This is a genomic window from Polaromonas sp., assembly GCF_018780625.1.
Lineage (GTDB): Bacteria > Pseudomonadota > Gammaproteobacteria > Burkholderiales > Burkholderiaceae_C > Polaromonas.
The window spans coordinates 1-3636 of the sequence record NZ_JADMJK010000141.1 but is presented as its reverse complement, the minus strand read 5'-3'; the positions used below and the strand labels follow the sequence as shown (position 1 = coordinate 3636).

4 protein-coding genes are annotated in these 3636 nt (G+C 63.8%); 2 read left to right on the top strand and 2 right to left on the bottom strand.

Going from position 1 to position 3636, the window contains the following annotated elements:
• Positions 1 to 169: 169 nt before the first annotated feature.
• Positions 170 to 1033 (top strand): DUF2189 domain-containing protein, encoded by an 864-nt coding sequence (locus tag IV091_RS12320; RefSeq protein ID WP_293469117.1) that lies wholly within the window; start codon positions 170 to 172, stop codon positions 1031 to 1033.
• The gene (locus tag IV091_RS12315) at positions 1033 to 1242 is read left to right on the top strand and encodes a DUF2788 domain-containing protein (protein ID WP_293469115.1); all 210 of its coding nucleotides are present in this window, start codon (positions 1033 to 1035) and stop codon (positions 1240 to 1242) included. Before IV091_RS12320 ends, IV091_RS12315 begins: the two co-directional genes overlap by 1 nt.
• Before the next feature lie 394 nt (positions 1243 to 1636).
• Here IV091_RS12315 and IV091_RS12310 read toward each other — a convergent pair whose 3' ends face one another.
• A complete protein-coding gene (locus IV091_RS12310; RefSeq protein WP_293469113.1) occupies positions 1637 to 2320 on the bottom strand; it encodes a porin family protein in 684 nt (227 codons plus the stop codon).
• A gap of 184 nt (positions 2321 to 2504) precedes the next feature.
• Positions 2505 to 3437, bottom strand: coding sequence for a delta(1)-pyrroline-2-carboxylate reductase family protein (locus IV091_RS12305; RefSeq protein WP_293469111.1), 933 nt, complete (start codon positions 3435 to 3437; stop codon positions 2505 to 2507).
• Positions 3438 to 3636: the final 199 nt, after the last annotated feature.

Here is a 3636-nt window from a genome sequence, read left to right as displayed (position 1 = left end):
CCGGGCGAGACCGGCCAGCCCAACCCTGCAAAGCCAAATCGAGATCGAACAAGAAACCCCCTTCGCTTTCCTTGAACCGTCCCCCGATTCGCGATGGCAGAGATGGATTGCGCCAGCAGCGCCGTGCGCATGGCCAGCCCGGGGTGGGCGCTGCAGGTATGCTAAGGCCATGGCGCTGCACTCCAAACTTACTCCTTCCCCCTCGCCGTCGGCCCCTGGCCCTGTGGCGCTGCCTGTGATCCGCACCATCGGGCTTGCCCAGCCGCTGCAGTGGCTGGCGCGTGGCGCGCAAGACACGCTGCGCGGCGGCTGGCTCAGTCTGGCGCATGGCGCGGTGCTGGCCGCCATCGGGGGGCTGCTGATGCTGCTGGCGCGCGACCGTTTCTGGCTGCTGGCCGGCGCGTTTTCTGGCTTTCTGGTGGTGGCGCCGGTGCTGGCCACCAGCCTGTACGCCATCAGCCGCGCCCTGGAACGCGGCGAAGCCGTCAATCCGCAGCTTGTCCTGAAAACCTGGACCCGCTGGCAGCACTCGCGGTTTGTGGTGCGCGGCGGCTACTGGTGCCTGGTGCGCTTCGGTTTGCTGCTGGCGCTGGCCGGAACCGGCTGGGTGTTGACCTCGGCCGCGCTCATCACGCTGATGGCGCCGCAGCCCATCAACACCCCGGCGGACTTTCTGCGCCATGTCGTGCTGGCGCCCCAGCACTACGTGTTCGAGCTCTGGCTCACCATGGGCGGCCTCATGGCCGCGCCCATATTTGCCTCCAGCGTGATCGCCATGCCGCTGCTGCTGGACCGCCGGGTCGATGTGCTGCAAGCCGTACTGGCCAGCTGGCAGGCGGTGCTGACCAACCCCGTTCCGCTGGCGCTGTGGGCCGCCCTGATCATGGGTCTGACGCTGCTGGGCCTGGGCACGCTGCTGGTGGGCCTGATTTTTGTGCTGCCGCTGCTGGGCCATGCCAGCTGGCACGCCTACCGTGACCTGGTCGATGCCAGTGCGCTACCCGAACGCCATCCGCCCGAAGGAGTCGTCTGATGTTCGGCTTCACGGAAGAGCAGATCGCCACCTTTGGCCTCACCTTCGGCGTGGGGGCATTCATGCTCTACATGCTGTTCATCATTGGCCATCTGGCGTGGAAGTCCAAGGCCGGCAAGTTCGGCACCTTTGTCATCTTTCTGGGCCTGGGGTTTGGCATGATGGGCTTTGTCGCCAAGTATTTCCTGCAGTGGTACCTGGAGAAGTAGGCACCCGCGCGCACCGGTCTTGACTTACGGGCCAAGCGTGCATTATTTAGGTGGACCTGAATGCGCTGAAGGCAGCTTCCTGAAACCGCATGGTGTTTACTATGTCCCTGTACATCCCCCTGTACATCCGTTTCCCATCTTTCCGGTCCATACAGCGAAGCAAAGAAAAGTAACTCGCCCGCCGGGGCGACTCCCGGCCAGCCCAACCCAGCAAAGCCAACACAAGACCGAACAAGCAACCCCTTCGTTCGCAATGACGGGAATAGACCTCACCGGCGCATGGCAAGGTGTACTTGCATGCCTGTGCGCGTGGAGATGGGGCTTCTGCACGCGTGGCCGCCTGGGCATTGATCGCCCCGAGCTGAAATTATTCGCTCAGGGCGTCGGCCGCACTTTAGTTGCGGTCTTGCTTTGGTTCGCGCTTGGGTGCCACGTAAGGCGCTGGTTCCGGGGCGGGCGCTGGCATCACGGCTACGGGAGCCGGTGCCGGTGCTGGAGCCACATAGACCGGTGCCACATACGCAGGAGCCACATAGGCAGGCGCTGCGGCTTGTGGCGTGCCGCCAAACGCGATGTTCAGGCCGGCAGACACGATCCAGTCACCCAAGCTGCCTGAACCCGCCTTGTTGCCGTGGTACTGATAACGGGCGTCGGCGCGAAAGTCAACGTTCCTGGTCAGTTGCTTGGTAAAGCCCAAACCAACCCGTGCCATCAAATTGTCGTTTTTGTTGGAGTCCGAGTACCCTTCCCGTGCGTAGGCCAGGCCGGCAAGCGCGTAGGGGGCAAAGTCAGGGTTGCGGTTAAAGAAATACAGGCCGTCAACGCCGATATTGCCTTGTTCGTCGTTCTTGCCGTCGAGTTGCAGGTACTGGCCACCAACTTCCACGTTCCATTTTTCGTTCAGCATCTTGCCAACAGCCAGTCCCACGCCGGCGCCGGTGCTTTTTGCCCGGTCGTTGTCATTGATGACCACGCTTGCGGTCGGGGCCACATACCAGCCGGAGTGCGTCGCCTGGGCGAACGCGGCGGTTCCAGTCAAGCCAAGAACAAGGGCGGCGGCAAGAGATGAAGTTTTCATGGTGGCTTTCAAAATAGACAGAGGGCGGTTGGTGATGATGAACACATCTTGGGTAAATTGTTACATGAACAACATTTCAGAAAAGTACTTTTTCTTCCTGTTCGCTGAAGGGCGCGTTCCCTGTCCTCTGTAAGGCTTTTTCCTGCCCGAGGTAGGCCCGCGCCCGGGCACAGTCCCCTGTCTGCTAGGCCAGCAACGCCGCCCGGGCCGCCGCCAGGTCCCACCCCGCCCAGCCGCAGCTTTTAAACAGCACCGGCCCCTTGGCCGCAAAGGTCTCGCTGCGCGCCACGTCAGCCAGGCTGGCAAAGCGGGCCACATCCAGCCCGGCCTGCAGCAAATCACCGGCTTCGTGCCCGGCGTCCACCGTGTCGACCACCACCGTGCCGTGTTTGGCTACATGCCGGCACAGGTCGGCGCTCAGTTCGGCCATGGTGGGCGTGAAGGCCCCTACTGCAGCAATAAACGCGTCGCCGCGCGGCAGGGCGCGCAGCACCACCTCGCGGGCGGGCGTGCAGGTCACGGCCATCGGGCAGTCGGCCAAGGCCGCATCGGCGTCCGGCACCACGCGCGCCTGCAAGCCCAGTGTCTGCGCGTAGTGGGTCAGCGCCTGCGCGCTGGACGCGCTGCGCGAGGCAATCAGAAATTCCCGGGTGTTCAAGCCCTCGGCAAAAGCCTCCAGGTGGGCCTTGCCCTGCACGCCCGCGCCCACAATCAGCAGCGGCCCCTGCTTGTTGGGCGCCAGCCGCTGGGCCGCCAGCACCGACACGGCGGCCGTGCGCCGCGCGGTCACGGTGGGGCCATCCAGAATCAGCCTGCGCTGGCCTGTGGCCACGTCAAACACCACCACGTCACCCTGGATCGTCGCCAGGCCACGGCCCGCATTGGCCGGCGTAAAGGTGATCAGCTTGGTGATGGCGGTGACGCCATCCAGCGCGGGCATGACAAACAAACTGCCGCCACCGTGTAGCGGCAGCACCAGGCGCGCCGGCACCTGCACCGAAGGGTCTTGCAGCAGCGCGGCAAGCGCCTCTACCAGCAGCGGGTAGGGCAGGCGCTGCGCCGTCTGGGCAGCGTCAAGCAGGGTGGGCGGAAGGGGCGGGGATGTGTCAGCGTTCATGGCGCCATGGTAAGCCAGCGCTTTTATCCTACACAGGGCCGGGAAGAACACCGAATGGCTTTTGAAATCGCCGCTTTAGCATTGAAACAAGTGTAATAAAGAGGTAGTACCCATGTTTTCCGACCATATGCAACAGCCTGATGAACCGTCCTACAAAGTCTGGCTGGGCGTGGCGGCCGGCCTCGTCATCGTCTGCCAG

Excerpts from the sequence above, each read along its gene's own strand:
- IV091_RS12320 (WP_293469117.1), top strand. The coding sequence starts at position 170 with ATGGCGCTGCACTCCAAACTTACTCCTTCCCCCTCGCCGTCGGCCCCT.
- IV091_RS12315 (WP_293469115.1), top strand. The coding sequence starts at position 1,033 with ATGTTCGGCTTCACGGAAGAGCAGATCGCCACCTTTGGCCTCACCTTC.
- IV091_RS12310 (WP_293469113.1), bottom strand. The coding sequence starts at position 2,320 with ATGAAAACTTCATCTCTTGCCGCCGCCCTTGTTCTTGGCTTGACTGGA.
- IV091_RS12305 (WP_293469111.1), bottom strand. The coding sequence starts at position 3,437 with ATGAACGCTGACACATCCCCGCCCCTTCCGCCCACCCTGCTTGACGCT.